Below are 26,605 nucleotides of genomic sequence, written 5' to 3'. Positions count from 1 at the left end.
CTACTGTGATGTTCGGGAGTGGGCCTAGGAGGACTTGAACCTCCGACCTCTTCGTTATCAGCGAAGCGCTCTAACCGCCTGAGCTATAGGCCCGTATCGACTCTTGTTTTCTTCCACCTGAGCCGAGGCTAGAGATTACCCGACTTGCCCGCGAACGACCAAAACGGCTGGTAGCAGGGGTGCCGATCAACGAAAACGGCCGGCGCCGTCCCCGGTGGAGGGACGACGCCGGCCGCTGGGTGTTCGAAGCGCTAGTCGGGATCGGCGAGCGTCACCTGGATGCCGCCGACCAGATCACAGCACTGGTTGTAGATGAACGTGCCGACGGTGCCGAGCGCGGTGAACAGCACCACGTTGATCAGCCCGATGACGCCCGCATAGCCGAAGACCGTGCCCGCGTCGATGAGCCCGACCGACCCGCTGTCCTGGGACACCATGTCGGTGAAGGTGTTGTTCAACCGTTCCCACACGCCCATGCCCTCGAGCACGATGTACAGCAGGCCGACCGCGAGCATCCACACGAAGAACATGGCCACGCTGATCACCAGCGAGATCTTCAGGGTGGACCAGGGGTCGATCCGGCGGATCTGCACGGTGGCCCGCAGCGGCTCGCCGGTGGCGACGGCCGCGGCGACCGCGACCGGCACCGCGGGCGAGATGGGCGGCTGCTGGCCGGTGTGGTGTTCGGCCGACGGCGGCAGCGGGTGCCTGATCTCGGACAGGTCCGGCATGTCCTTGATCAGCTCGGGGCGCGCGATGCTGCGGGTCGGTCCGTCGATGCCGACGGACTTCACCATCGCCGCTTCCTTGCGGGCCGCCTTGGCGGCGAGGTCGGCGGTGGTGCGCGCGTTGGTCACGCCACCGCCCAGGCCGCCGCCCGAACTGCCTTGGCCCCCTGAGCCGCTCGGCCGTCCGGTGACCGGCGCCTGGCCCGGCCGGTACAGGTTGGACTGTGGTTCCCGCTGCGGCAGCTGCGCCCAGCCGTCCTGGAACGGCGATTGGCCACCGCCGTTGCCACCGGACTGATCCCCCGACTCGGGCGCACCGGGCTCTGAGTTGTTCATGCGGACAGTCTGATCGAACGGATCTTGGCCGCCGTGACCGGGAGCCTGCTCCGACCCCGATTGCTTGCCCGCGAAATCGCCTTGCTGGTCCTGCATTTCGCGTTGCTGCCCGCCCTGCTGGCCGCCGGATCGGTCGCCACCTTGCTGGCCACCGCCCTGCGGGCCACCGTGCTGCTGCTGGCTGCCGTGTTGCTGCCCGCCCTGCTGGCCAGCGGCGGACTGCCCACCACCCGCTTGGCCACCGTTCGGCTGGCCGCCTCCTGGCTGCCCGCCACCCGGTTGGCCGTTCTCGGCCGACGAGTTCGGCCGGGGGATCGGCCGCGGCGGAATCGGTGACGGTGCGATCCGCTCGGTCACACCGTTCGTCGGGTGCCGCTCGTCATTCGGCTGATTCGGAGTGGTCAATGGGAATCCTTAGATCCGTTCGTTGCCGCCGCTGTTGGGTTACTACTCAGAGGAACCGGTGTCGCTGTTTTCGCCGGCGAGCAGATCGGGATCGGGCTCATCGGCATTGCGCGCGATAGCAAGCAACGTATCGCCCTCACCGAGGTTCATCAATCGCACGCCCTTGGTCTGTCGTCCAGCCTTGCGAACCTGCTTGGCCACCGTCCGGATGACACCACCACCGGACGTGATCGCATACAACTCATCCTCGTCCTCGACGATGAGTGCACCGACCAGGGTGCCACGCTTGGGGTCGTACTGGATGGTCAATACGCCTTTACCACCCCGACCCTGCGCGGTGTACTCCTCGATCGCAGTCCGCTTAGCGTAACCGCCGGCGGTGGCCACCAGCAGATATGTATCCGGCCGCACAACGTTCAACGACAAGAGTTCATCGGAGGCGTTGAACCGCATGCCCTGCACACCGGAGGTGGCGCGGCCCATCGGACGCAACGCCTCGTCGGTGGCGGAGAAGCGGATGGACTGGCCGAGCGCCGAGACCAGCAGCAGGTCGTCGTCGGACGAGCACAGCACGGCGCCGACCAGTTCGTCTTCGTCGCGCAGGTTCACCGCGACGATGCCGCCGGTGCGGTTGGAGTCGAAATCGGTCAGCTTCGACTTCTTCACCAGGCCGTTCTTGGTGGCGAGCACCAGGTACGGCGAGTCCTCGTAGGACTTGAGCTGGATGATCTGGGCGATCTTCTCGTCCGGCTGGAAGGCGAGCAGGTTCGCCACGTGCTGGCCGCGCGCGGTGCGGCTGGCCTCGGGCAGCTCGTAGGCCTTGGCGCGGTACACCCGGCCCTTGTTCGTGAAGAACAGCAGCCAGTCGTGGGTCGAGGAGATGAAGAAGTGCTTGACCAGGTCGTCCTGCTTGAGCCCGGCGCCCTGCACGCCCTTGCCGCCGCGCTTCTGGCTGCGGTAGAGGTCGGTCTTGGTGCGCTTGGCGTAGCCGGTCTCGGTGATCGTGACGACCACGTCCTCGCGGGCGATCAGATCTTCGTCGGCCACGTCACCGTCGGCGGCGATGATCCTGGTGCGCCGGTCGTCGCCGTACTTCTCGACGATCTCGGCCAGCTCGTCGCGCACGATGGCGCGCTGACGCTCCGGCTTGGCGAGGATGTCCTTCAAATCCGCGATCTCGAGTTCGATCTTGGCCAACTCGTCGACGATCTTCTGCCGCTCCAACGCCGAGAGGCGACGCAGCTGCATGTCGAGGATCGCGGTCGCCTGGATCTCGTCGATATCCAGCATCTGCATCAGGCCGGTGCGCGCGGTGTCGGTGTTGGCCGACCGCCGGATCAACGCGATGACCTCGTCGAGGGCGTCGAGCGCCTTGACCAGGCCGCGCAGGATGTGGGCCCGCTCCTCGGCCTTGCGCAGCAAGTACTTGGTGCGCCGGACGATGACGTCCAACTGGTGCTTGACGTAGTAGCGGATCATCTGGTCCAGCCGCAGTGTGCGCGGCACACCGTCGACGATGGACAGCATGTTGCAGCCGAAGCTGGTCTGCAGCTGGGTGTGCTTGTAGAGGTTGTTCAGCACGACCTTGGCGACGGCGTCCCGCTTGACGGTGACGACGATCCGCATGCCCGCGCGGTCCGAGGACTCGTCGTGGATGTCGGAGATGCCCGCGATCTTGCCGTCGCGCACCTGCTCGGCGATCGAGTTGATGAAGTTGTCGGTGTTGACCTGGTACGGCAGCTCGGTGATGACCAGGGTGGTGCGACCCTTGTTGTCTTCCTCGATCTCGACCACGCCGCGCATCCGGACCGAGCCGCGGCCGGTGGTGTAGGCGTCGTGAATGCCCTGGCTACCGACGATCAGACCGTAGGTCGGGAAGTCCGGGCCCTTCACCCGCTCCATGCAGGCGGCCAGGGTGGACTCTTCGTCGGCGTCGAAATTGTCCAGCGCCCAGTAGATCGCCTCGGCCAGCTCGCGCAGGTTGTGCGGCGGAATGTTGGTCGCCATGCCGACCGCGATGCCGTTGCTGCCGTTCATCAGCAGCGCGGGCACCCGGCTCGGCAGCACGGTCGGCTCCTGCGAGCGACCGTCGTAGTTCGGGATGAAATCGACCGTCTCGTGGTCGATCTCGCGCAGCATCTCCATCGCGAGCGGCGTCAGCCTGCACTCGGTGTACCGCATGGCGGCCGCGCCGTCGTTGCCGCGGGAACCGAAGTTGCCCTGGCCGTCGACCAGCGGGTAGCGCAGCGACCACGGCTGCGCCATACGCACGAGGGTGTCGTAGATCGAGCTGTCACCGTGCGGGTGGTAGTTACCCATGGTCTCGGCGACCGGGCGCGCGGACTTCACGTAGCCGCGGTCGGGCCGATACCCGTTGTCGTACATGGCGTACAGCACGCGCCGGTGCACCGGCTTGAGGCCGTCGCGCACCTCGGGCAGCGCGCGGCCGACGATCACGCTCATCGCGTAATCGATGTAGCTGTTCTGCATTTCCTGCTGGATGTCGACCGGATCGATCCGGTCGCCGCCGGTGCCTCCGTACGGAGGCAGCGTCGTGTCGGTCATGAAGTCTCCTTAGCGGGCCTGGTGCGGTTGCGGTGACGGGGCACGCGCACCGGCTTATACGTCGAGGAAGCGAACGTCCTTGGCATTACGGGTGATGAAGCTGCGGCGGGCCTCTACGTCCTCACCCATCAGCACGCTGAACAGCTCGTCGGCCGCGGCGGCGTCGTCCAGGGTGACCAGCTTGAGCACGCGCACCGACGGGTCCATGGTGGTCTCCCACAGTTCCTTGGCGTTCATCTCGCCGAGACCCTTGTAGCGCTGGACGCCGTCTTCCTTGTTGATCTTCTTGCCCGCCGCGAGGCCGGCTTCGAGGAGGCCGTCGCGTTCGCGGTCGGAGTAGGCGAACTCCGGATCGCTGCGCTGCCACTTGAGCTTGTACAGCGGCGGCTGAGCCAGATACACATGCCCCTGCTCGACCAGCGGACGCATGAACCGGAACAACAACGTCAGCAACAACGTCGCGATGTGCTGGCCGTCGACGTCGGCGTCGGCCATCAGCACGATCTTGTGATAACGCAACTTGGCGATATCGAACTCGTCATGGATACCGGTACCGAACGCGGTGATGATCGACTGGACTTCGTTGTTCTTCAGCACCCGATCGATCCGGGCCTTCTCGACATTGATGATCTTTCCGCGCAGCGGCAGGATCGCCTGATACATCGAGTCACGCCCGGACTTGGCCGACCCACCGGCGGAGTCACCCTCGACGATGTAGATCTCGGACCTACTCGGATCCTTGGACCGGCAATCCGCAAGCTTGCCCGGCAGACCACCCAGGTCGGTTGCGCTCTTGCGGCGCACCAACTCCCGGGCCTTGCGGGCGGCGACCCGCGCCTGCGCCGAGGAGACCGCCTTGTTCACGATGGTCTTCGCGTCAGCCGGGTTGGCTTCGAACCAGTGCGAGAGGTGCTCGTTGCACGCCTTCTGCACGAACGACTTGACCTCGGTGTTGCCGAGCTTGGTCTTGGTCTGGCCTTCGAACTGCGGCTCGGAGACCTTAACGCTCACGATGGCGGCCAAGCCCTCGCGGATGTCGTCACCGGTGAGGTTGCCGTCTTTCTCCTTGAGCAGCTTCTTGTCTTTGGCGTACTTGTTGACCACCGTGGTCAACGCCGCACGGAAGCCCTCCTCGTGCGTGCCGCCCTCGTGGGTGTTGATGGTGTTGGCGAAGGTGTGCACCGACTCGGAGTAGCCCGAGTTCCACTGCATGGCGACCTCGAGCTCGTGGCCGGTGCCCTTGCCGGTGAACCCGACGACCGAGTTGTGGATCGGCTGCTTGGTCCGGTTGATGTGGCGGACGAAGTCCTCCAGGCCACCTGGGTAGTGGTAGGTGCGCTGCTTGACCTTGTGCTCGACCGGCGCGGCGGCGTCTTCGGCCTCCGCGTGCTTCGGCGCGTCGGCCGTCTCGCTGACCACCTCGTCGGTGACCTCGGCGTCGGTGACGCGCTCGTCGGTGAGGGTGATGGTCAGCCCCTTGTTGAGGAACGCCATCTCCTGCAGCCTGCGGGCCACGGTCTCGAAGTTGTAAGTGGTCGTCTCGAAGATGTTCGGATCGGCCCAGAAGCGGATCGTGGTGCCGGTCTGCTTGGATGGATCGCCCTGGAGCAGCTTGCCGGGGACCGAATCCTTGTACGTCTGGGTCCAGTGGTACCCGTCGCGGTGGATCTCCGCCTCCAGCTGGGAGGACAGCGCGTTCACCACGGAGATACCGACGCCGTGCAGACCACCGGACACCGCGTAGGAGTCGGAGTCGAACTTGCCGCCCGCGTGCAGTTGCGTCATGACCACCTCGATGGTCGGGACACCCTGCGCGTGCATGGCCACCGGAATGCCTCGGCCGTCGTCGACCACCTCGACGCCGCCGTCGGCGAGCAGCGTGACATCGACCCGGGTGGCGTACCCGGCCATCGCCTCGTCGACGGAGTTGTCGACGACCTCCCAGATCAGGTGGTGCAGGCCACGCTCACCGGTGGAACCGATGTACATGCCGGGACGCTTGCGGACCGCCTCGAGTCCCTCGAGAACCGTGATGGACGAGGCGCCGTAATCCGCCTTGCCCGAGGAAGCGTTGGTCGAGCCCGATGCGTTGGAGTCGTTGGCAGCCACTGGTCGGTAGCTCTCCTTACTTGCTGATCCTCCTGGCGGGGCACTGCACAGCACGCGTTGGTCCCTGGCTATGACTGCTCGAGAAATACAGGGCCACGCGGGCTGTGCGGAACGCGCCGAAGGTGATCGCCGCTAGTTACGTCACCATCCTACTGGTACACCCAACCTACAGCGCACCTACGACACCCCTGACAGCTCCGTGAATGCGAGAAATCGGATTGCGGCGAGTCTGTTCCGCCCTCCGAGGCTTTAACTCGCCTCTGGGAGGATTCGGGCGGTGCGTGTTGCCGGGCCACCGGCGCCGCGCACGGCGACGGGGCGGAATGCCCGTATTTCAGGACTCGCGGGCCTAGCCGAGGAGTTACTCATCTCGCTCGCCAGCTGCCGCGCGGCGTCGGCTCCCGACCGCGGAACAGGCTGCGAGCAGGGCGGGAGATCAACTATTCGGGGCGGTACCGGGTTGCGCGGAGCCCGAAGGCGGTCGGCTGCGGGGCGCTGGGCTGTGCTCGGCACAATCCAGCTACTTACCGCTCGGGGGCGAAATCCGTTGGCGCATCGAGCGATACCGAGACGCGGCTTCACGTGGAACGCCCCGGTTCTATCCGTAGGTATCGCGGGGTCCGCGGCCTTTGACGTGACGTTCGCCCTTGCGCCAGCTGGGCGCGGCGGGGCCGGTGATCTTGAGCGACGTCACGACACCCGGTCCGACCGCGGCGTTGATCTTCGCCAGGATCTGACTCTGCAACATCCGCAATTGGGTTGCCCACGCGGTGGATTCGGCGGCGATGCTCAGCACGTTGTCCTTCAAGGTCAACGGCGTGGCATGGGACGCGATGTCCTCGCCGACGACGCCGGCCCACCGGCCGAACACCATCCCCTCGGCGACCTTGGTGGACCAGCCGCGATTCTTGGCCAGCGAGCCGGTCAGCTTGCCGAACGGCTGGGGATCGCGGGCATCCGGTCCGGCCCCCGACCAGCCGGTGCGCCTGCGCGCGCCGGTCCGCAGCTTCCGCTGTGGTGAGGATCGCCCCTGCCCGACCGACTTGCCGCTCGCCTTCGCCGCCGCGCGGGCCTCTTCCAGCGCCCGCCTGGCCAGATCGATACCGCGCAACTCCGGCTCTTTACCTGCCGGTTCGGCGCCTTGCTGATCGGTCACCAGGCTCCTCTCGTATCGCGCGGCCAGAGGGTCACTCTACGACAAGGCACCGACAAAACGGCCGCTCCGGGCACGGCACCCGACGCACTAGTTATCAACAGGACCTGTTGATAACCATGCTTTTCTGTGCATACGTCATAGTGCGAACGCGATCGTCACGGTGACGGTGTGGCGGGCTCGGCGATCCTGGAGGTTCGGCCGTCCGGTCCGCCGCTGGTTTCCACGCGCAGGGGCACGGCGGCGAGTTCGGCAGGCACGTCCTCGGGGACCGCCGCGGTGATCAGGACCTGTTCCGCGCCCGCCGCCACGGCCGCGAGGGCGGTGCGACGGCGGCGGTCGAGTTCGGCGAAGACGTCATCGAGCAACAGCACGGGTTCGGAGCCGGTGGCCCGCAGCAGCTCGAAGGCACCGAGGCGCAGCGCGAGGGCGAACGACCAGGATTCGCCGTGGCTGGCGAATCCCTTGGCCGGTGCGTCACCGAGGTTCAGGTCGAGCTCGTCGCGGTGCGGACCGACCAGGCACACACCACGTTCCAGCTCTTTCGGCCGGGCGGCGGCGAGCTCGCGCAGCATGATTGCCTCCAGCGCCTCGGTGTCGTCCGGCTGGGGTTCCCTTGCGGGGTCCAGGAATTCGGGCGGCAGCGTGGCGCTGCGGTAAGCGATTGCGGCAGGCCGGGATTCGGGGGCGATGGCGGCATAGGACTGCGCGAGGTACGGGTACAGATCGTGTACCAGGCGCAGCCGGTAGGTCAGCAGCACCGAGGCGTGCGTGGCCAGGTGGCCGTCCCACACGTCGAGGGTGCCCAGCTCGGTCTTCGATCTGGCTTGCCGCCCAGCGGATTTCAGCAGCGCCGAACGCTGCCGCAGCACTCGGTCGTAGTCGCTGCGGACGGCGGCGAGCCTGGGCAGGCGGGCTGTACACAACTCGTCCATGAACCGGCGGCGCTCCCCCGGATCGCCGCGCACCAGCGCGAGATCCTCCGGAGCGAACAGCACCGTCTGCAGGATGCCGAGAATCTCTCGTGGTCTGCGGGCCGGCGAGCGATTGATCTGGGCGCGGTTGGCGGCGCCCTGGTTCAACTCGATGTCGATCCGCAGTTCGCGGCCGCTGTTGACCACGGACGCGCCGATTCGTGCCTTGTCGGCACCCAGCCTGATCAGCGGGGCGTCGGCCGCGACCCGATGCGAGCCGAGGGTGGCCAGGTAGCCGATCGCCTCGAGCAGGTTGGTCTTGCCGTTGCCGTTCGAGCCGAGGAAAACCGTTCGGCCTGGGGATAATTCGAGTTCGGCGTGTTCCCAGGAGCGGAAGTCACGCAGTGACAGTGTTCGGATGAACATCCGCTATCCGGCCCCTACCTGCACGAATTCGGCCCCGCGATGTTGTGCACAACCCTTCGACATGGGCGCCGACGTTGCCGACGCCCACCCACAGAGTGTGGAAGACCTGTGCATGAACGGTGTCCACCTCGACCGTCGTGTTGCCGAATCCCATAGCGACGCTACTGGTTTCACAGCGGCCGAAGGAGACGAGCTCGGATCGCGGTCGTGCACAGGCGTTCAGCCCGGCAGCCGGACCGGCATCAACAGGTAGGTGTACGGACTGTCCAGCGCGGCGAACGCACCCGACTCGAGCACCTTCGGCTCCTCGTCGACCGCGGGCAGCAGCACCGCGGGGCGGCTCGGCGTGGTGAACCCGAAGGTGACCCGCTCGGCATGCAGCGCCGACAGGCCGTCGATCAGGTAGCCCGGATTGAACGCGATGGTCAGCGATTCGCCGCGGAAATCGGCTTCGAGCCATTCCTCGGCGCGACCGGCGTCGTCCCCACCGGCAGACAGTTGCAGGCCCTCGGTGGAGAACTCCAGGCGCACCTGGGCACCACGTTCGGCGACCAAGGCGACACGCTTGATGGCCTCGGTCAGCACCGACACCTGCAGGGTGGCGATGGAGGTGTGCTCCTTCGGCAGCAGCTGACGGAACTTCGGGAATTCGGCGTCGAGCAGCCGGGTGGTGGTCCGGCGGCCCGCGTTCACGATGCCGAGCAGTCCGTCCGAACCAGCACCGGTGCCGAGCGAAAGCTGCACGGGGGCATCGGAGGTGCCCAGGGTCTTGGCGGCCTCGGACAGCGTCCTGGCCGGGATGAGCACCGCGGTCTCGATGTTCGCGTCGGCGGGCGACCATTCGATGTGCCGGACCGCGAGGCGGAATCGGTCGGTGGCCGCGAGCACCACCTTCGAGCCCTCGATCTCGACGCGGATACCGGTGAGCATCGGCAGCGTGTCGTCCCGGCCCGCCGCGACGGCGACCTGGCCGACGGCGTTGGCGAACACGTCGACGCTCAGTTCGCCGGACTGCTGCGGTACCTCGGGAAGCTGGGGATAGTCCTCGACCGGCATGGTCGGCAGGGAGAACTTCGCACTGCCACAACTGATCAGCACGCGAGTGCCGTCGACGGACACGTCGACCGGCTTGTTCGACAGCGCCTTGGTGATGTCGGCGAGCAGCCTGCCGGAGACGAGCACCTCGCCGGGACCGGCGACCTCGGCGGCGACGCGCATCTGCGCGGAGACCTCGTAGTCGAAGCCGGAGACGGTCAACCCGCTGTCGTCGGCCACGAGCAGCACACCGCCGAGCACGGGCACGGGGGGCCGGGACGGGAGGCTACGTGCCACCCAGGCAACGGATTCCGCGAAGTCCTCTCGGGCGACCCGAAACTTCATGCTTGCAAGCTCCATCGCCCGATCTGTCCTCTCCCAGTTCCGTGAGCTGTTATGCGGTGGCCGGACATTCGTCCTCCAAGCCTGTCGGCTCGTTCAACGTTGGTTGTTCGCGAAGGGTGCTGGATCGGCCGCCATCAAAAGTGTGGCACAGGCGACCGACAACAAACCGTACCCGCGACTGGAGCTATGGCCTAGTCCGACCCGCTAGATGGCGGCTGGCGAGTCTTGGGCCGAGCAAGGAGCGACGGAGGTCCCGGGTTCCGTGTCAGCAGCGAGGTGGGTTGTCAGCGATCCGGTGAGTCGCCGTGTGCCTACGAGGCCATCCCTCGAGTCATGGATCGAGTCCGTGTGATCGATGGGTGTGCGATCGATGGGTATGCGTGACCGACGCATCGAGAATCCACTCCGGCTCTGCTCCTTGCCTGGGGACGGGAGTCCCTCGAGACGTGACCCTCTCCGACCGACTTTCCACACACCTGTTTTCAAGAGAGTTCTTCTAGAAGAAGAACTGAAGTAGTAGTAGGCACTGTGGAATCTGTGCACTGACGCCATATCCGCTGGTCAACGGGCGTGGTGCCGTGGGGATGAGCAGAGAGTGTCTCGAGGATGAACGAGGGGCGTCTGTGGAGTTCCGAAGTTGTCCCACATTCATCCTCGAGCGCTCCTCGAGTTGTTCCACCGAATTCACCCGGTTGTTCACACGTGTGTACCAATGCGTGGACAACTCGAGGAATCCTCGAGGACTCCACATGGACTCCTCGAGGATTCCCCAACCCCGTGACCGAACGCCGCGCTGGTCACTGCCTGTGCGCAAGTCGGGTTGGGGATGCTGGGGATGAAGGCCTGTTAGCGGAGACCGCACAGTCCATCCCCACACCTGTTAGCCAATCGGTGCACAAACCGGTGGATTCCTCGAGGACTCCACAAGGATTCCTCGAGGAATCCACAGGCCAAAAAAAGCACCGCCCCAGGTCAGGGCGGTGCTCGGTTGTTAGTAAAGCTCAGCGCGAGCGCTGTTTGATTCGGGCTGTTAGTTCTTGGACCTGGTCGTACACCCGACGACGCTCGGTCATCTCCTTGCGGATCTTCTTCTCCGCGTACATCACCGTGGTGTGGTCGCGGCCGAATGCCTGACCGATCTTCGGCAGGGACAGATCGGTGAGCTCGCGGCACAGATACATAGCGATCTGGCGGGCCTGCGCCAGCGGCCGCGCCTTGCCCGGCCCGGTCAGCTCCTCGAGCGTGGTGTTGAAGTACTCGGCGGTGACGGCCATGATCGTCGCCGCGTTGATCTCCAGCGCCGCCGTGTCGGGCATCAGGTCGCGCAGCACGACCTCGGCCAGCGGCAGATCCAGCGGCTGCCCGTTCAGCGAGGCGAACGCGGTCACCCGGATCAGCGCGCCCTCCAGTTCGCGGATATTGCGTTCGACCCTGGTGGCGATCAGTTCCATCACGTCGTGCGGCACGTCGAGGCGGTCCATCCGGGCCTTCTTGCGCAGGATGGCGATGCGGGTCTCCAGCTCGGGCGGCTGCACGTCGGTGATCAGACCCCACTCGAACCGGGTCCGCAGCCGTTCTTCCAGCGTGGCCAGCTGTTTGGGCGGGCGGTCCGAGGAGACGACGATCTGCTTGTTGGCGTTGTGCAGGGTGTTGAAGGTGTGGAAGAACTCTTCCTGGATACCTTCCTTGCCCTCGATGAACTGGATGTCGTCGACCAGCAGGATGTCGGTCTCGCGGTAGCGGCGCTTGAACGCCACCTTCCGGTCGTCACGCAGGCTGTTGATGAAGTCGTTGGTGAACTCCTCGGTCGAGACGTACTTCACCCGCATGCCGGGAAACAGCCGCTGGGCGTAGTGGCCGGCCGCGTGTAGTAGGTGCGTCTTGCCCAAACCCGAAGCGCCCCAGACGAACAGCGGGTTGTAGGCGCGTGCGGGGGCCTCCGCGATGGCGACCGCGGCGGCGTGCGCGAAGCGGTTGGACGCGCCGATGACGAACGTCTCGAAGGTGTACTTCGCGTTCAGGCTCGCCGAGGAACTGGACGGCGCCGAGCTCTCCTGCGACTTGGTGAAGTAGGTCGGCCAGGAATTACGGGCGTTGACCACGGGCTCGTCGTCGCGCTCGGCCCGCGGGTTCTCCGACTCGCGGACCGATTCGTGCGCGGCCGCCAGGCCGGGATCGTCGGACTGTGCCTCGCGCACGGGCGCCCGGACCGGCCCGCGCACGGCGGCGGGGCCTGGGTCGGGTGTGAACAACGACTCCTGGCCGGGCGGGATCGATTCGCGGCGCGGGGGCAGGCCCTGTTCGCGGCGCTGCGCCGGGGTGGGTTCGTGGCGCGGCGCGGACTGCAGGTCGGCTTGGGGGGCGTATTCGTCGCGGACCGGGTAGTCGTCGTGGCCGTAGTCCTGCCGGTCGTACTCGCCCGCGGACGCGTACTCCGGCGTGTACTCGGAGTCGGTGTAGTCGGAACCGCTGTTGTAGCTGGGGGTTTGTGCGTACTCGTTGGTCTGGGCGTAGCGCGGCTGCTGGTAATCGTCGCGGCCTTGGTATTCGCCGCCGGGGTAACCGGCTTGGCCGCGGCCGTTGTCGCCACGTCCGTCGCGCGGCCCACTGTCGCGGGGCCCGTTGTCCCGATGACCGTTGTCCCTGGGCCCATTGTCGCGGTGGCCGGTATCGCGGGGGCCGTTGTCGCGGTGCCCGTTGTCCCTGGAACGTTCGGGCGTGCTCGTCATCCTGGCGTGCCGGGGGTTGTTGCCCGGCCGTTCGGTGCTCTGGGCGGCCGGCGCGGCGATGCGCACGCCGAGCCCTTCCACCTGGGGGCCGAGGCGCCGGGCCAGTGACCGCAGGATCGGCTCGCGCAGATCGCGTTCGATGGCCTCTTGAGCCAACGAGGAAGGCACCGAGAGCAGGGCGAACCCCTGCGCCACCGTCAGCGGCTTGACCAGTTTCAGCCAGGCCTGCTGCGCTCGGGTCACCGGCGGAATGGCACCGTCGGATGAGCCGGTGGTCAGCTCGGCAACTACCTCGGGCCACACCGTGGCCAACACGTCCTGCTCGTCGTCCATGCAGTTTCCTCCCCGGAAGTAGGTCGATAGGAGCAGACGGTCGGGGCAGGCGGGGAGGTGGTGGTGACGACCATGCTCGATCGGTACCGTGATCCCGCATACGTCCGTAACCGGTCCGGACGCTGCCCGGATCCCCATCCCGGGCCGCGGCGTGGCACCGTCGGCCCTACGAATATGCCACTCCAGGGGTCTTTCCACACAATTATCCACAGATGTGGAGAACCCTGGGGAGTTGTGAAATACGACTGCGCGTCCCGTGTATAACGCTCTGACCTGCAGTTGTGTAGCAACCCTTCGGCAAAGCAGGTTGCCGATGCGGTCGGGCGTGGCTAGGGGTGTGGACGAACTCACGGTAATACTCACAGGGCCGGATAGTGATATGCACAGCCTTGGAGTGTGGCCGCAGAGGTTCCTGCTGGTCGGGCGATCGGGGCAGCCCGGGTGGGGCGAGTTTGACCCGCTCCGAGCCGATCAGTACCCTCGTACAGTCACCCTTTGGTGCGGTGGCGGTCTTGTGCTGACCGCGTGTGGGTCGTGATCGACCGACTGTGCGCCAAGACCGACGCGCCGATGATGACCAGACCTGCGATTCATCGCGAATACCTGTTTCACCGAAAAAGCTTCGGGCATCAACTGATGCCCACTGACTCGAGGAGTGTTGACCGTGGCCAAGGGCAAGCGGACGTTCCAGCCGAACAACCGTCGTCGGGCGCGCGTCCACGGCTTCCGTCTCCGGATGCGTACCCGTGCGGGTCGCGCCATCGTTTCGGCGCGCCGCCGCAAGGGCCGCGCCGAACTCACTGCCTGATCCTCGCTCGCGGACGCTCGGGTGTTGCCTGAGTCGTATCGGTTGCATCATCGTGCCGACTTCTCCCGGACGGTGCGCCGCGGCCAGCGAATCGGGAGGCGCGATGTTGTCGTGCACGTGCTCACACACGGGTATGACGGAGTCGTGGACGTAGATGGACGACATGATGATCCAGCCGGTGCGCTGGTCCGCGTAGGCGGGCCGCGCTTCGGGCTGATCGTCAGCAAGGCGGTGGGCAACGCGGTGATTCGACACCGTGTGGCCCGCCGCCTGCGTCATATGTGCGGCCAGATGATTCCCGAGCTGCCCGCCGACACCGATATCGTGATCCGTGCGCTGCCCGGTGCGGCCGACGCCTCCGCCGAGGAGCTGCTGCGCCAGCTGCGCGGCGCGGTGCGCAAGCTCGGTGTCGGCTCAGCAGGAGCCGGTCCGGCATGAGCCTGCCCGCGAAGATCGGCCGGTTACCGGCGAACGCACTGATCTTTCTGATCGAGTTGTATCGGACCTACGTCTCCCCCACCCGCATGCCGGTGTGCCGATTCACCCCGACCTGTAGCGAGTATGCGGTCACCGCATTGCGGACGCGCGGGCTGTTCGTCGGCCTCGGATTGGCAGCCGTGCGACTGGCCAAATGCGCGCCCTGGCACCCTGGTGGGTGGGACCCCGTTCCGGAGCGGAAGCGAAGCACCGTTCGCACCGCACCAGGGACCGTGGCAGCCACCGAGCCGGCGCCGCAGGAAACCAGCCTGCAGGCCGATCCGGTGTCGGAGCCGAACGCTTGGAAAGGATCACCGCGCGCGGTGATCGGCGATACGAACGACGGGAGTGCATAGAGCCGTGCTCGACTTCATTTATTATCCGGTGTCCTGGATCTTGTGGTTCTGGCACCGGGTTTTTGCCGCAGTGCCCGGCCTCGGTAAAGACAGTGGCCTTGCCTGGGCGCTGGCCGTCGTGTTCCTGGTGTTCACCCTCCGAGTGCTGCTCTATAAGCCGTTCGTGAAGCAGGTGCGCACCACCAAGCAGATGCAGGAGCTGCAGCCCCAGATCAAGGAGCTGCAGAAGAAGTACAAGAACGACCGCCAGAAGATGGCGGTCGAGATGCAGAAGCTGCAGAAGGATCACGGCTTCAACCCGCTGATGGGCTGCCTGCCGATCCTGGCGCAGGTGCCGGTGTTCCTCGGCCTGTTCCACGTTCTGCGCTCGTTCAACCGCACCGGTCATGGCTTCGGCCAGCTGGGGCTGTCGATCACCGAGAACGCGAACACGCCGAACTACGTGTTCAACGCGGCCGACGTCCAGTCCTTCCTGAGCGCCCGCATCTTCGGCGCGCCGATCTCCGCCTTTATCACCATCCCGAACTCCGAGCTGCAGGCCTTCGCCATCGACGGCGGCGTCCCGAGCAAGGTGGCCATCGCCGCCGTGGCGATCCCGCTGATGATCATCGCCGGTCTGGCCACCCACTTCAACGCGCGCGCCTCGGTCGCCCGGCAGACGCCGGAAGCGGCGGCCAACCCGCAGGCCGCGATGATGAACAAGCTTGCGCTGTGGGTCTTCCCGCTCGGCGTGATGGTCGGTGGTCCGTTCCTGCCGATCGCCATCCTCCTGTACTGGGTCTCCAACAACATCTGGACCTACGGCCAGCAGCACCTCGTCTTCGGCAAGATGGAGAAGGAAGAAGAGGCCAAGAAGCAGGCCAAGATCGAGCAGCGGGCGCAGAACGCGCCGAAGCCAGGCGCCAAGCCGGTCAATACCCGGAAGAAGACGGCTACCGACGCCGTCGAGGACGCCATCGACGCCGTGGACGCTTCGCCCTCCACCAACGGGACCGGCAAGACCACCGGCAAGGCCGCGGGACAGCGCAGGCCGGGTGGCCAGAAGCGTCCGGGCAACCGGGGCCGAGCGAACCAAAAACGCCGACGCTGATCGCATTTCGGTGGCCGGCGGGCCACCACGCTGAGCAACCCCTTGATCGCGCACCGTCCGGCGGCGAGCGCACGGCGAGCGTGATGAGCAGATGAAGGAAATCAAATGACAGTTGAGACCGACGGAGGGGACGCCACAGTGGCGACGACGATGGTGAACGCGGAAACGGACGCCGACGATGTCGTGAACGATGCCGAGGAAGCCCTGATCGAAGAGGGCGAAATCGCGGGCGACTACCTGGAGCAGTTGCTCGACGTGCTCGACTTCGACGGCGACATCGACCTCGACGTGGAGGGCGACCGCGCCATCGTGAGCATCGACGGTGGCCGGGATCTGTCAAAGCTGGTGGGCCGCAACGGCGAAACGCTGGACGCGCTACAGGAATTGACCCGGCTGGCGGTGCAGCAGGCGACCGGTGTGCGCAGCAGGCTGATGCTGGACGTGGCCGGTTGGCGCGCCAAGCGCCGCGAAGACCTGAGTGCGCTCGGCACCGCCGCCGCGCAGCGGGTGCTGGAGTCGGGTGCGCCGGAGTCGCTGGCGCCGATGACTCCGTTCGAGCGCAAGATCGTGCACGACGCGGTGGCGGTGATCGACGGCGTCAACAGCGAGAGCGAGGGCGTCGAGCCGAACCGGCATGTGGTGGTCGTCCCCGCCTGAGCGTCGGACACGTTAGGGCACGGCGCATTTCGTCACCCTGACGGGTAGTGGTTGGATAGGGCCTCTGGTCTTCGGATCGGGGGCCTTGTTCGTGTCCGGCAGCTGATTGTCTGTATGTCGCCGCTGATCGATTCGAGTTCGGAAGGATGTTTCACGTGGAACGAGATCTCGGTGGAGCCACCGCGTTGCCTGCCGAGCTGGAACCCCCAGCCTCGGCCGCCGCGGTGTTCGGCGACCGACTCGATCTCGCACGCCAGTACTGCGCGGCCCTCGCGACCGCAGGCGTCGAGCGCGGGCTCATCGGCCCCCGCGAGGTACCCCGCCTCTGGGATCGCCACATCCTCAACTGCGCGGTGATCGGCGAACTGATCGCCGAAGGTTCCTCCGTGGTCGACATCGGCAGCGGCGCCGGTCTCCCCGGCATCCCATTGGCCATCGCCCGCCCGGACCTTCGCATCACCCTGGTCGAACCGCTGTTGCGCCGCACCATCTTCCTGAGCGAGTTCATCGAGGCGGCCGGACTCGACGTCACCGTGGTGCGCGGCCGAGCCGAGCAGTCCGGCGTCATGAAAGAAGCGGGCGGCGCCGACGTCGTCACCTCCCGCGCCGTCGCCCCTCTCGGCAAGCTCGCCCAGTGGTCCCTACCCCTGCTCCGCGACCACGGCCGGATGCTCGCCCTCAAAGGTGTCAGTGCCGCCGAGGAACTCGAGCGCGACGGTGAGGCGCTCACGCGGGCCGGCGCAGGCAACGCGATGGTCGTCGAATGCGGCGCCGGTCTCGTCTCCACCCCCACCCTCATCATCAGCGCCGAACGACTCCCCCGGGCCGAGCGTGCGCATCGACCACGGAGCGAGAAGGCGACCGCGCGCCGAGAGGCGAGGGCGGCGAAGCGGGCTGACAAGCCTGCGGCGGGTCGGATCCGGAAGTCGAAGTAGAAGTGGTCGGGCGTTGCGATCCGCGTGTGCGGGTCGCAAGACTCGGCCGGTTTCACGTGAAGCATGGGGAGCTGCTGTTCCCCGCAACGGGATCGCTGCCGCGTTATTTGAGCAGTCCTGTCGGCGTATGAGCGAGTCGGTATGTACGACGCGTGCTGGGTGAGCCCGCGCGTTCGTTAGTCCGCAGCCGCTCGGGTCCGCGAGTGCATCATCCGCCCCTCCCCTGAGCGGAGCTGACACCATCGCCGATCAGACGAGCGGCGGCGGCAAGACGGCCATCGTGGTGAATCTCCCCGACTCCTCGTAGTGGTGGATCCCGGTCCCACGGATTCGTGCAGTCTCATAGCGCGTCCCGTTCGACCTGAACGAGCAACCCGCTGCTGAGTTCGCTCGTTCAGTCCACTGACGAACCGCACCGCACCGCCCCACCGCTCGCAGACTCCCGTCCGCACTAGGGAGGCGGACGGTGGGCCGGACCTCTGTCTGCGGATCGGCGCACCTGCCGACAACACATCGGTCACCCGCTGGAGCGCACCGGCAGTCCCCCGTACTCCGCCCGCATCCTTGACCCCAGTCGGGTCAAGACCCCGTCCGTTGAGGGGCAGACATGCGGCGCGACCGCTAGGCCCCGATGAGTGCGGCAGACAGCATCACTGGCGCTCGCAGAGCGATACCCGCGGAGCTCCTCGAGATAGCAGACAGCCCTCACGGATCCTCTACGGTCCAAGTCCTCCGAACCGGTGTACAGCAAGCGCCGAGTGGTGCCCGGACCCGCTGCGCCAGCGCCAGAGTCAATCGGGTGCGCGGATCTGCCGGACTGCCTCTCTCTGGGAGTTGCGTTGGTGCGTGAGTTTTGCACATGGGTCGGCTACGGCTCGTCGGTTTACCGGACCGGACAATGAGCGCATTTCTCTCGGCGTGCAGTTCGTTCCCGTGCGTTCAATGGTCCGTAGGTGCGTGGGCTGATCCTTAGCCCGAGGAGGATCGGGGGTCCGCACGAGAGGTGTCGAGGGTCGGCGGGGCTGAGGTGTGGCGTCGGCCTGAGAGGGGCCATTTGGGTGAGGCGTCCAGGGATCTGCGGATGATCTCGGTCGACAGGTCTGTGCCGCTGGTCTTCGACCGACTGAGGTGTGGAGAGTGGGCAGGTGTGTCCGCTGCTTCCTTCGCTGCACCCCACGTCGGGGCACGGCGGTTTCACGTGAAACGGATTGCGCATCAGGATCGGAACAGCGCGTTAGAGAAGATCGGGTGGTCGGACCCCCGCGCTCAATCGTTTGGCGCACCCCCGGCTAGTTCGCTTTTGCTTTGCAGCAACGGCCCGGTCCTGTCCAGATCGGCAGACGGTTCGGCAACGGAGTAAGTGATGCTCGGGAAGCGGTGCGCCCATCCCCGGGTAAGCCCGCTCGTTGTTTCACATGAAACAAGGAATTCGGGTTCCGGGTCCGATGGGGAGGCGGGAGCCCCGAGCTCCCCAGGCACTGAGTCACGTGACGCATCGCTGGGCGGGGATGGCGTGCTGCTTGGGTGCCCCGCCCAACATTGTCTGTGAACCCCCCACCCCATCTGGACTCGTCCGTCCCCGGCAGTTGGCTCGAACGCCGAAGCAACTCCGTCGAGGTTTCACGGGAAACGAAACTGCCTGTCCTCTGTCCGGCAAGGCGCCTCATGGTTCGAGAGGTGGTTTCACATGAAACGACGAGCTGGTCGCTTCCACAACCAAGATCGGCAACGTGACAAGTGGTCCAGTGCGGTGCGGGAAACCACTCACCGTGCCGACTTCCACCGCGACGATTGGACTGGCAACCCCCTTGGCAGATCCCGGGTTTCATGTGAAACATCGGGGATCGGCGGCCGAATTGGGTGAGATTGGCGTGTCCTGGATACATTGCCGCGATTCAGCTTTCCTATCCCGCTCGCGGCTGGCAAGCTAGTGGGCGTCGGGCGTGAGCGTAGGTGCCACGGAGGAATTGGTGTCGCGACGAGAGCTCCGCTCGGTCGATCGGGCGCCGCGAACCCGGTTGAGCATCATGTTCGAACCGACACCAGCTGTTTGATGACACGGCGCCGACGCTCGTCGGAAGCGTGATCTGAAGTTCTCGGGTTAGGAGCTGTCTATGTCGAGCGGTCCGGCGAATGTTTCACGGGAAACTACGTCGCGCGTGCCGGGAATGCTGGACTCCAGCAATTTCGACACGGAGACATTCGGAAGCACGCCGTTTGGGAACATCTCCCCTAGCGAGACCCCGATCGCGGCCGAAGCACAACGCGCCAGCCAGATTCTCCATCCAGGAAAGGTGACAGTGCAGAAACCGCACGAGCAGCGCATCATCACCATCGCCAATCAGAAGGGCGGCGTCGGTAAGACGACCACCGCGGTGAATCTCGCGGCCGCCCTGGCGCATCAGGGGATGACCGTCCTCGTGATCGATCTGGACCCGCAGGGCAACGCCAGCACCGCCCTCGGCATCGAGCACCACTCGGGTGTGCCGTCCAGCTACGAACTTCTGATCGGCGAGGTGTCGGTCAGGGACGCGATCCAGCAGAGCCCGCACAACGAGCGGTTGCTGTGCATCCCGGCGACCATCGATCTGGCCGGCGCGGAGATCGAACTGGTGTCGATGGTGGCCAGGGAGGGCCGACTCAAGGCCGCCATCCAGGAGGCCAACATCGCGGGCTACGACATCGATTACGTGATGATCGACTGCCCGCCGTCACTCGGCCTGCTGACCGTCAACGCGATGGTCGCCGCCAAGGAGGTGCTGATCCCGATCCAGTGCGAGTACTACGCGCTGGAGGGTGTCGGGCAGTTGCTCCGCAACATCGGCCTGGTGCAGGCGCACCTGAATCCCGACCTACACGTGTCGACCGTGATCCTCACGATGTACGACGGCCGGACCAAGCTGGCCGACCAGGTCGCCGAGGAGGTGCGCGGGCACTTCGGTGACGTGGTGCTGCGGTCGGTGATCCCGCGCAGCGTGAAGGTGTCCGAGGCGCCGGGCTACGGAATGACGGTGCTCGATTATGATCCAGGCTCCCGAGGCGCGATGAGCTACCTCGATGCCGGACGCGAAATGGCGGCCAGGGCAACGGCGATGGCGCATGCCGCGGCCGAAGCCGCGGAGTGAGCTGGCTGGATGAGAGCCGGGTCGGCAAGACCCGGTTTGGTGGCGGAACGAGGAAGGGGTCAGTGGACCGATGAGTCAGGCGAAGAAGGGTGGGCTAGGGCGCGGCCTTGCCGCGTTGATCCCGACGGGACCGGCGGCGGCGCCGGGGCTCAGCAGTCAAGCGGCCAGCGTCATCGGTCTGGACCCGATCGGGCCGCAGCCCGCTTCGGCCTATCTGCATCGGGTCCCGGACCCGGCGGAGGACGACCTCTCCCCCGGCGGCGCGACCTACCGCGAGATTCCGCCGGAACAGATCGAGCCCAACCCGAAGCAGCCGCGCCAGGTGTTCGAGGCGGAGGCGCTGGACGAGCTGGTGCACTCGATCAAGGAATTCGGCCTGATGCAGCCGATCGTGGTGCGTCGGGTCGAACCGGGTGTCGACAAGTATCAGCTCGTGATGGGCGAACGCCGGTGGCGCGCTTCGCAGGTCGCGGGGCTCGCCGCGATCCCGGCGATCGTCCGGGATACCGCCGACGAGTCGATGCTGCGCGATGCCTTGCTGGAGAACATCCACCGGGTGCAACTCAACCCGCTGGAAGAGGCGGCGGCCTATCAGCAGCTGCTCGAAGAGTTCGGCGTCACTCATGAGGTGCTCGCCGATCGCATCGGCCGTTCCCGCTCTGCGGTGACCAACATGATCCGTCTGCTGAAGCTGCCGATCTCGGTGCAGCGGCGGGTGGCGGCGGGCGTGCTCTCGGCCGGACATGCGCGTGCCCTACTCGGGCTGACCGCGGGAGCGGACGCGCAGGAAGAACTAGCCAAGCGCGTTGTCGCCGAGGGGCTCTCCGTGCGGAGCACCGAGGAGGCGGTCATCCTCGCGAACCAGGAGACGGCGCCCGCTCCGGACCCAGCCGCTCCGCCGACCCCGCAGCGCAAGCCGATTCACATGCCGGGTTTGCAGGATGTCGCCGACCGGTTGTCGGGTTCGTTCGACACCCGGGTCATCGTGAGCATGGGCAAGCGAAAAGGCCGGATCGTCGTCGAGTTCGGCTCGGTCGACGACCTCGAGCGGATCGTCAGCTTAATGGAACAGAGCAAGCGCGATTTGTGACAGAAGTGACCAAAATAGACTTGTGAAGGCGACAGGTACGAGCCCCGGGCCGAAACGTCACTGTGACGCAGCAGCTTCCGTGAGTTAGCGGAGCACACGACCCGCCCCGGACGGACCAGCACAAGTTCTTGACCAACAGCACAGCGACGTGGAATGAGGCGGGTTCTCTTGATCGCTTATTCTTGCTGGCAAGAAAATAGTGGTGCGGTGTGAGTGAACGAACCGCGGGTCAGTGTGCCTCGCGCACACTGAGGCCGAGCGCAAGCGAGGCGGCGACATGAGTGTGGACGAATCGGACAGCTGGAGGCTGAGCAGAGCAGTGTCGACCAGCGTCACGGCCCTAACCCTCGGCGGGCTCGACAAGCTCCCCGCGCACTCCCGGCGCTGCGTGTTCTGGGAGATGGATCCCGCCGTCGCCGAGGACTCCCGCGGCTTCAGCGACCCGGTCTTCGAGAAGGAAGCCTGGCTCTCCACCGTGCTGCTGGAGTGGGGCTCCTGCGGGCAGGTGGCGAACGTCGACGGCAATGTCGCGGGGTGTGCGCTGTACTCGCCGCCTAGCGCCGTGCCGCGGGCCACCCTCTTCCCCACCTCGCCGGTAAGCCCGGATGCGGTCCTGCTGACCACGCTGCAGGCCGAATTTCCGTATCAGGACGCGGAGGTTGCCCACCAGCTGATGCAGGCTGTGGTGGCCGATCTGGTGCGCCGCGGCGTGCGCGCGCTGGAGGCGTTCGGGATTCGTTCCGATCCGCCCTCACAGGCGCTGTCGGAGCGCTTCGGCTCGATGACGCTGATGGAGCGAATCATCTCGCCGATCAAGGGTTCCGGGGCGAACGCACCGGGTTCGAAGACCGAGTGCTCGCCGGAGACCTGCATGATCGAGGCGGACTTCCTGGAGGAGGTCGGCTTCAAAGTGGTCGCGCCGCACCACCGTTTTCCCCGGCTGCGCCTGGAACTCGACTCCGATCACTATTGGAAGGAAGACGTGGAGCGCGCGCTCGACCAGTTGCTCGCCGCTGCGGCGATGACGCCCCCGGCTCGGGTCGGCGTTCGCTGACCTCTGCCGGTTGAGGACAAAGCAGAGCCCCTGCCGATCAGATCGGCAGGGGCTCTTTGCTTCGATTGACTACATACGGTCGGCGGCGGCGAGTTCCTCCGCCAGCAGTTCCGCGAAAGTGTATGTGCCCGTTGGCTGGTCGTCCTGCCCGAGCAGGTACAGCCGCTTGACCGAGATCAGGATGGCCTCGGCGATCACATCGCGCATGCGCGGATTGGTGAGCACGGTGGCGTCGTATTCGTTTGTCAGATAACCGATATCGACCTGCACGGTCGGCATCTTGGTGAGCCGCAACAGATCCCAGGTCCTGGCGTGCGTCCGGCAGTCCTGCAGCGAGGTGCGCGCGACGACCTCACGCTGGATGAAGCCGGCCAGCACCTGACCGATCATCGACACCGAACCGTGCGAGTTGCCGAAGTAGAAGCCCGCGACACCGTTGGCCAGCGGGCTCGGGTTGGTCGCGCAGCGCAGCGAGATCATCAGGTCGGCATCGAAGGTGTTCGAGATTTCGGCGCGTTCCGCGTCGGTCGGGTTCTTGCCCCAGGATCGCGACAGGAAGGTTTCCATGCCGGTGGCCGCCATCCGGCCTTCGAGCCGACTTGCCAAGTCCCACAGGATTTCCGACTCGTACACGTCGCCGAATTCGGTGGGCACCGGATGCCCCTTGTCGGGTCCGCCGAGACCGGGATCGATGATGATCCGCTTGCCGGTGAGCTGCGGACCGGCCCGGTGCACCACTTCTTCCTCGGCGATCCGGTGCGGATTACCGCCGGTGACGCGGGCACCGAGTAGGTCGAGCGAGCGCAACGTATCCGGCCCGCAGATGCCGTCGGCGGCCAGCCCGATCTCCCGCTGGAAGGAGGACAGCCCCTCGTGCGTGTGCGGGCCGAAGTAGCCGTCCACCCGGTGCACGTAGAAGCCCAGATCCTGCAGCTTGCGCTGCAACGTCGCGACATCGTCGCCGTACAGCGGTGCGGAGAGCTGATAGATCAGCGTGCGGGCACCGAGCCGGTAGGACGCCTCTTTGAGCGCCCGATAGGTGGCCGGGCCGACCACGCCGTCGACGAGCAGGCCGCGATGCTGCTGGAACGCGCGGACGGCCGAGTCGAGACGGTGGTCGAAGGAGGCCTCGGTGTCTTTCCAGTACTCGCGAGCGTCGGCGTGTTCGGTATCGACGTGCGCGTGTAAGAACCCGAGACTTGCCAGGGTGCTCCGAACCTCTGCTACGGCTGGACCGCTATCGCCGTGACGAAGTCGGTGCATGCGTGAGAGCCCTTTCCTTCCGTCAATCCGGGTACCCACTCATGCGATGGGATACACCTTCGCACGACCGGCGTCGGTCGATTGTCTCAGACCCGGACGGGAATTCGGCATTCCCGGGTCCAGGCATCCTACGGCGCGTCGATCGATCTCGACGTCCTTTGGCGCCTATGGCATTACCGCGACAGGTGTCAGATTTCGCCGTCGAGTTCGCGCAAAAGGGCGGCTTTGCCCTTCGCTCCGACGATCTGCTTCACCGGCTTACCGCCGCGGAACAGCATCATAGTGGGCAGTGAGAGGATCTTGTAATCGCGGGCGGTGCCGGGGTTGGCGTCGACGTCCAATTTCGCGATGGTGAGCTTGTCCGCGTGCGTGCCCGCGATCTCCTCGAGCACCGGGGCGATCATCTTGCACGGCCCGCACCAGGTGGCCCAGAAATCGACGAGAACGGGCTTCTCGCTGAGCAGCACGTCGTCGGCGAACGAGGCGTCGGTGACGGTGATGGTCTTCTTGTCACCAACGCTGGTCTTGGCACTATCGGACATGGGGTTTCTCCTTGCTGAATCGCGGTGCACCCGTGGGGGTTCGTGGCCACGGAAGCTACCGCCCTAGGGCCCCGACGCTCCGTTGCCGGGCGACGGGGCTACCAGAGGGGTCAGTTGGCGGGTACGGCGACGTTCTGGCCGGCGTGGTCCAGGGTGTTGGAGCTGATGTCGCCCTGCTCGGCGAGCCAGCGCTCGGCGTCGATGGCCGCGCGACAGCCGGTGCCCGCCGCGGTGATCGCCTGACGGTAGGTGTGGTCGACCAGGTCGCCCGCGGCGAACACGCCGGGCACCTTCGTCGCGGTCGACGGGTGCACAACCTGGACGTAGCCTTCGTCGTCCAGTTCCACCTGGTCGCGGACCAGTTCGCTGCGCGGATCGTGGCCGATCGCGACGAACAGGCCGGTCGCGGCCAGCTCCGAGGTCTCCCCCGTGCGGGTGTCGCGCAGCACCAGGCTCGTCACGCTGCTGTCGCCCTTGACCTCGGCGACCTCGGCGTTGAGCACGAACTTGATCTTCTCGTTGGCCTTGGCTCGCTCCAGCATGATGCGCGAGGCCCGGAACTCCTCGCGGCGGTGCACGATGGTCACGCTGCTGGCGAACTTGGTGAGGAAGGTGGCCTCCTCCATCGCGGAGTCGCCGCCACCGACCACGACGATGTCCTGGTTCTTGAAGAAGAAGCCGTCGCAGGTGGCGCAGGCGCTCACGCCGCGGCCGAGCAGCCGCTGCTCACCGGGCACGTTGAGGTAGCGGGCGGCCGAACCCATGGCGAGGATCACCGCGTAGGCCTGGTAGGTCTCGTCGCCGACGGTGACGGTCTTGATCGGGCCGCTGAGGTCGAGCGCGTCCACGTCCTCGGTGCGGATGTCGGCACCGAAGCGCTTGGCCTGCTCGCGCATCTCTTCCATCAGGTCCGGGCCCATGATGCCCGCGCGGAAGCCGGGGAAGTTCTCTACTTCGGTGGTCGTCATCAGCGCACCACCGAATTGGGTGCCTTCGAAGACCAGCGGCTGGAGCTCGGCCCGGGCCGCGTACACGGCGGCCGTGTAGCCGGCCGGTCCGGAGCCGACGATGATCAGGTCGCGAACTGGCGCACTCATGAGGCCCTTCCGGGGAGAAATCAATGGACGTCTCGGTCAACAACAGGGTAATGGCTATTGTTCCTGGACCGGTCGGCTGCCACGTGAGGTTCGGCTCAGTGCCGTTTCGGGAGTGCTGAGCCACCCGGGGCCTCGATTGTCGGGTGCGTCACTCAACCGATGTCTTGCACGGTGAACTGCTGGGGATCGCCTGTGGTGCAACCGGTTCCGACGACCAGCGCGGTGATTTTGGGGGTACGCGGCCCGGTGAGCAGGATGAGCACCGCGTCTTTGCCGTGAAAGCGCATGTTGTTCGAGCCGAGAATGGTGCGGTCCAGCCCGTTGGCGCGCATGCAGCGCTCCCTGGCGGCCGCGCTGCCGAGCAGGCCGGTGGCGTCGTTGCGGCCGAGCGCGCTGAGCATCGCCGGCGCGCTGAGATCCTCGCCGAGGTGGGCGACGTCCGAGGTCGGCTGGGCGATGGGCGGGGCGTCGTTGCCGCGCACCGCGGTGAGCGCGATCGAGGCGCAGGCGACCACCGCTACCGCGGCGGCCGCGGCGGTGAGCCAGCGCAGCCTGCTCCGACGGCGGTCGTCTAGCGAGATCGGTGCGGTAGGTGGAGTGGAAACCACAGGGGCTGCGGTGTTTTCGGGCGGTGCCGCGCTTTCCGGTGGTGCCGAGACCGGCAGCCGATAGATGGTCGCGCCCTTTTCGGTGGGCTCCTCGTGCAGATCGAAACCGTCTACGAACTGTTCCAGCTCGGCGGCGAGGTCGTCGGGCATGCGGTGGATGATGCGGTCGCTGCGCCCGAGGGCGCGCAACTCGGCGCTGACCTCATCGAGCGCGTGCACGAAACGCAACGCCGCCCCGTCCTGCCGGACGACGGGCCACAGCTGCTCGCGCAACTCGGGTGTCACATTGTCGGCGTGCAGGTCGGCGAGCAGCTCGGCCGAGAACGGAGGCTGCGGCACGGACCGGGTTGCCATCGCACCTCCAGTATTCTCATCTGACATCGCGGGGGTCCCCTCGAGGGTGGGGAACTACATGGACATCGTCT

At 66.2% G+C, this 26,605-nt stretch carries 20 protein-coding genes and 1 tRNA gene; 9 read left to right on the top strand and 12 right to left on the bottom strand.

Features of this window, described 5'->3' with window-relative positions:
- Positions 1–19: 19 nt before the first annotated feature.
- The 8 genes from DMB37_RS20990 to dnaA form a co-directional block, all read right to left on the bottom strand.
- A tRNA-Ile gene (locus tag DMB37_RS20990) sits at positions 20–93 on the bottom strand.
- Between the two features lie 158 nt (positions 94–251).
- Entirely contained in the window at positions 252–1,469 is a 1,218-nt protein-coding gene (locus DMB37_RS20985) for a DUF3566 domain-containing protein (protein ID WP_167768897.1), read from the bottom strand.
- Between the two features lie 42 nt (positions 1,470–1,511).
- The gene (gyrA, locus tag DMB37_RS20980) at positions 1,512–4,034 is read right to left on the bottom strand and encodes a DNA gyrase subunit A (protein ID WP_135234167.1); all 2,523 of its coding nucleotides are present in this window, start codon (positions 4,032–4,034) and stop codon (positions 1,512–1,514) included.
- 54 nt (positions 4,035–4,088) lie between these two features.
- A complete protein-coding gene (gene gyrB / locus DMB37_RS20975) occupies positions 4,089–6,143 on the bottom strand; it encodes a DNA topoisomerase (ATP-hydrolyzing) subunit B (RefSeq protein WP_135234166.1) in 2,055 nt (684 codons plus the stop codon).
- 598 nt (positions 6,144–6,741) lie between these two features.
- Positions 6,742–7,302, bottom strand: coding sequence for a DUF721 family protein (locus DMB37_RS20970; RefSeq protein ID WP_135234165.1), 561 nt, complete (start codon positions 7,300–7,302; stop codon positions 6,742–6,744).
- Positions 7,303–7,454: 152 nt separating this feature from the next.
- Positions 7,455–8,636, bottom strand: a complete 1,182-nt coding sequence (recF, locus tag DMB37_RS20965) for a DNA replication/repair protein RecF (RefSeq protein WP_135234164.1) — start codon at positions 8,634–8,636, stop codon at positions 7,455–7,457.
- Between the two features lie 219 nt (positions 8,637–8,855).
- Positions 8,856–10,031 carry a DNA polymerase III subunit beta gene (gene dnaN / locus DMB37_RS20960; RefSeq protein ID WP_107653500.1) on the bottom strand — a complete coding sequence of 392 codons (1,176 nt, stop codon included), beginning with the start codon at positions 10,029–10,031 and terminating at the stop codon, positions 8,856–8,858.
- 986 nt (positions 10,032–11,017) lie between these two features.
- Positions 11,018–13,078, bottom strand: coding sequence for a chromosomal replication initiator protein DnaA (dnaA, locus tag DMB37_RS20955; protein WP_135234163.1), 2,061 nt, complete (start codon positions 13,076–13,078; stop codon positions 11,018–11,020).
- A 664-nt stretch (positions 13,079–13,742) separates the two neighbouring features.
- Between dnaA and rpmH the strand changes: the two genes are divergently transcribed.
- The 9 genes from rpmH (at position 13,743) to DMB37_RS20910 (ending at position 22,670) form a co-directional block, all read left to right on the top strand.
- On the top strand, positions 13,743–13,886 hold the full coding sequence (gene rpmH, locus DMB37_RS20950; RefSeq protein WP_005516618.1) for a 50S ribosomal protein L34: 144 nt from the start codon (positions 13,743–13,745) through the stop codon (positions 13,884–13,886).
- Positions 13,887–13,907: 21 nt separating this feature from the next.
- On the top strand, positions 13,908–14,324 hold the full coding sequence (gene rnpA / locus DMB37_RS20945) for a ribonuclease P protein component (RefSeq protein WP_135234162.1): 417 nt from the start codon (positions 13,908–13,910) through the stop codon (positions 14,322–14,324).
- Entirely contained in the window at positions 14,321–14,719 is a 399-nt protein-coding gene (gene yidD, locus DMB37_RS20940) for a membrane protein insertion efficiency factor YidD (RefSeq protein ID WP_135234161.1), read from the top strand. The genes rnpA and yidD overlap by 4 nt, the downstream gene beginning before the upstream one ends.
- Positions 14,720–14,723: 4 nt before the next feature.
- Positions 14,724–15,809 carry a membrane protein insertase YidC gene (gene yidC, locus DMB37_RS20935; RefSeq protein WP_135234160.1) on the top strand — a complete coding sequence of 362 codons (1,086 nt, stop codon included), beginning with the start codon at positions 14,724–14,726 and terminating at the stop codon, positions 15,807–15,809.
- Between the two features lie 150 nt (positions 15,810–15,959).
- The gene (locus DMB37_RS20930; protein ID WP_370465417.1) at positions 15,960–16,466 is read left to right on the top strand and encodes a protein jag; all 507 of its coding nucleotides are present in this window, start codon (positions 15,960–15,962) and stop codon (positions 16,464–16,466) included.
- A gap of 146 nt (positions 16,467–16,612) precedes the next feature.
- Positions 16,613–17,401: a 16S rRNA (guanine(527)-N(7))-methyltransferase RsmG gene (rsmG, locus tag DMB37_RS20925; RefSeq protein ID WP_135234159.1), complete on the top strand. Its 789-nt coding sequence runs from the start codon at positions 16,613–16,615 to the stop codon at positions 17,399–17,401.
- A 2,168-nt stretch (positions 17,402–19,569) separates the two neighbouring features.
- Positions 19,570–20,526: a ParA family protein gene (locus tag DMB37_RS20920; RefSeq protein ID WP_228540497.1), complete on the top strand. Its 957-nt coding sequence runs from the start codon at positions 19,570–19,572 to the stop codon at positions 20,524–20,526.
- Positions 20,527–20,596: 70 nt separating this feature from the next.
- Positions 20,597–21,616 (top strand): ParB/RepB/Spo0J family partition protein, encoded by a 1,020-nt coding sequence (locus DMB37_RS20915; RefSeq protein WP_135234158.1) that lies wholly within the window; start codon positions 20,597–20,599, stop codon positions 21,614–21,616.
- Between the two features lie 319 nt (positions 21,617–21,935).
- Complete coding sequence (locus DMB37_RS20910) at positions 21,936–22,670, top strand: GNAT family N-acetyltransferase (protein WP_135237720.1); 735 nt, start codon at positions 21,936–21,938, stop codon at positions 22,668–22,670.
- 69 nt (positions 22,671–22,739) lie between these two features.
- Here the strand turns inward: DMB37_RS20910 and DMB37_RS20905 are convergent, their stop codons facing one another.
- The 4 genes from DMB37_RS20905 to DMB37_RS20890 form a co-directional block, all read right to left on the bottom strand.
- Complete coding sequence (locus DMB37_RS20905; RefSeq protein WP_107653490.1) at positions 22,740–23,933, bottom strand: N-acetylmuramoyl-L-alanine amidase; 1,194 nt, start codon at positions 23,931–23,933, stop codon at positions 22,740–22,742.
- A 188-nt stretch (positions 23,934–24,121) separates the two neighbouring features.
- Positions 24,122–24,475: a thioredoxin gene (trxA, locus tag DMB37_RS20900; RefSeq protein WP_135234157.1), complete on the bottom strand. Its 354-nt coding sequence runs from the start codon at positions 24,473–24,475 to the stop codon at positions 24,122–24,124.
- Positions 24,476–24,585: 110 nt separating this feature from the next.
- Complete coding sequence (trxB, locus tag DMB37_RS20895; RefSeq protein WP_135234156.1) at positions 24,586–25,572, bottom strand: thioredoxin-disulfide reductase; 987 nt, start codon at positions 25,570–25,572, stop codon at positions 24,586–24,588.
- Positions 25,573–25,724: 152 nt separating this feature from the next.
- Positions 25,725–26,534 (bottom strand): hypothetical protein, encoded by an 810-nt coding sequence (locus DMB37_RS20890; protein WP_135234155.1) that lies wholly within the window; start codon positions 26,532–26,534, stop codon positions 25,725–25,727.
- Positions 26,535–26,605 lie beyond the last annotated feature (71 nt).

The organism is Nocardia sp. CS682 (assembly GCF_004634405.1).
Lineage (GTDB): Bacteria > Actinomycetota > Actinomycetes > Mycobacteriales > Mycobacteriaceae > Nocardia > Nocardia ninae.
Note: the sequence above shows the minus strand (reverse complement) of the source record. Positions and strands in the feature narration are given on the sequence as shown.

Coding starts and splice junctions, on each gene's coding strand:
- gyrA (WP_135234167.1), bottom strand. CDS start 4,034: ATGACCGACACGACGCTGCCTCCGTACGGAGGCACCGGCGGCGACCGG.
- recF (WP_135234164.1), bottom strand. CDS start 8,636: ATGTTCATCCGAACACTGTCACTGCGTGACTTCCGCTCCTGGGAACAC.
- dnaN (WP_107653500.1), bottom strand. CDS start 10,031: ATGGAGCTTGCAAGCATGAAGTTTCGGGTCGCCCGAGAGGACTTCGCG.
- dnaA (WP_135234163.1), bottom strand. CDS start 13,078: ATGGACGACGAGCAGGACGTGTTGGCCACGGTGTGGCCCGAGGTAGTT.
- yidD (WP_135234161.1), top strand. CDS start 14,321: ATGAGCCTGCCCGCGAAGATCGGCCGGTTACCGGCGAACGCACTGATC.
- DMB37_RS20930 (WP_370465417.1), top strand. CDS start 15,960: ATGGTGAACGCGGAAACGGACGCCGACGATGTCGTGAACGATGCCGAG.
- rsmG (WP_135234159.1), top strand. CDS start 16,613: ATGTTTCACGTGGAACGAGATCTCGGTGGAGCCACCGCGTTGCCTGCC.
- DMB37_RS20920 (WP_228540497.1), top strand. CDS start 19,570: ATGCTGGACTCCAGCAATTTCGACACGGAGACATTCGGAAGCACGCCG.
- DMB37_RS20915 (WP_135234158.1), top strand. CDS start 20,597: ATGAGTCAGGCGAAGAAGGGTGGGCTAGGGCGCGGCCTTGCCGCGTTG.
- DMB37_RS20905 (WP_107653490.1), bottom strand. CDS start 23,933: ATGCACCGACTTCGTCACGGCGATAGCGGTCCAGCCGTAGCAGAGGTT.
- trxA (WP_135234157.1), bottom strand. CDS start 24,475: ATGTCCGATAGTGCCAAGACCAGCGTTGGTGACAAGAAGACCATCACC.
- trxB (WP_135234156.1), bottom strand. CDS start 25,572: ATGAGTGCGCCAGTTCGCGACCTGATCATCGTCGGCTCCGGACCGGCC.
- DMB37_RS20890 (WP_135234155.1), bottom strand. CDS start 26,534: ATGGCAACCCGGTCCGTGCCGCAGCCTCCGTTCTCGGCCGAGCTGCTC.